1 protein-coding gene is annotated in these 1,394 nt (G+C 75.4%); it reads right to left on the reverse strand.

What is annotated here, in order from left to right:
- Positions 1–335: 335 nt before the first annotated feature.
- Positions 336–1,394 (reverse strand): AraC family transcriptional regulator (locus Q6969_RS15650; RefSeq protein WP_317231266.1); only part of this gene is annotated, 1,059 nt, incomplete at its 5' end.

A 1,394-nucleotide genomic window follows, 5' to 3' on the forward strand; every position in this document is an offset into this window, starting at 1 on the left:
GGTCGTGGACGCCGGGGACCTGGCGGGCCGCGATGCCGGCGACCTTCTCGACGACGCCGTCGGCGATCGTGTTCCTGCCGCCGGTGGTGCCGGTGCCGGTGAGGCCGGAGGAGGTGGGGGTGATGCTCGACATGGTGTCTCTCTCTCGTGGTGGGTGGATCGTGGTGGTGCTGCTGCGTGGGGCGGTTCGGAGGGTTCCTCGCGATCCCGCCTCGTCATTCAGACGCATGGACCGGGCGGTTCGGCACGCGGTTCAGGCGACTCCCAGGGACGCCGCTCCGCGCTTCGCCTCACGGACACGGATCGGGCCATGAGCGGATAGCGCGTGACGCTCGTCAGCCGCGCAGCGTCGCGCTCGGCAGCTCGCCGAACCGCTCCGCGTAGGAGGCCGCGAACCGGCCGAGGTGGCCGAAGCCCCACTGCTCGGCGACGGCCCGCACGGTGGTCGTGGTGGGGGAGGCGTCACGGAGCTCGGCGCGCACGCGGTCGAGCCGGATCCCGCGGAGCAGGGCGCTCGGGGTCGTGTCCTCGTAGCGGCGCACGGCGAGCTGCAGCACGCGCGTGCTGATCCCCGCGGCGCGCGCCGCGTCCGCCGGGGTGATGGGCCGGTCGGCGTGGTGGTGCAGGTACTCGATCGCGGTGCGCACGGCGCTCATGCGCGGCGCGCGCATCTCCGCGCTGAACGGGACGTCGTGCCACGGGAACAGCTGCAGGGTGGCGCGGGCGACCCGGAGGGCGGCCTGCATCCGCAGCAGCGGGCTCGAGGCGGCGTCCTGCAGCACCGGGCTGGCCTCACCGACGGCGTGGCGCCAGGAGGCCGCCTGCTCGGGGCTCGGCGCGCGCGCGTGGTCGAACACCAGCGGGCGGGATCGGCCCTCGTGCAGCTCCGCGGCGGTCTCCTCGAGGAAGGCCGCGTCGACGTGCACGAGGTTCTGCACCCCGGGCTCGCAGCGGAAGGTGAACGAGCGGCCGGAGGGGAGGAGGAACGGACGCGACCCGCTCGACCGCACCTCGTGCGAGCCGATGTCGACGGCGCCGGACCCTTCGCGCCACCAGGCGACGACGTAGTCCGGGAGCGCCGGGAGCCGGCCCCAGTGCTCCGCGGGGAACGCGGAGGAGCGGAGCGTCACGTTCTCGTCGCCGACGAACGAGTACCGGTAGGCGAAGTCGCCCGCGCCCTTCGCGGCGCGGAACTCGGTGCCCGGGTACAGGGCGGCGTAGCGCGCGACGGCCTCGTCGATGTCGGTGCCGGACATGTGCCCGCGGCGGAGCGCGGGCGCGGCCGAGGCGGCGGCCCAGCCCTCGGCATCCGCCGGGCGGCCGTCGGGACCCGGGCCGTCCGCTCCGCCGGCGTCCGCGGGGGGCGTGATGGAGTCGACCGTGGCGTCGCCGAC

The sequence above is a fragment of the Clavibacter sp. MX14-G9D genome (assembly GCF_032917815.1).
GTDB classification, from domain to species: Bacteria; Actinomycetota; Actinomycetes; order Actinomycetales; family Microbacteriaceae; genus Clavibacter; species Clavibacter michiganensis_K.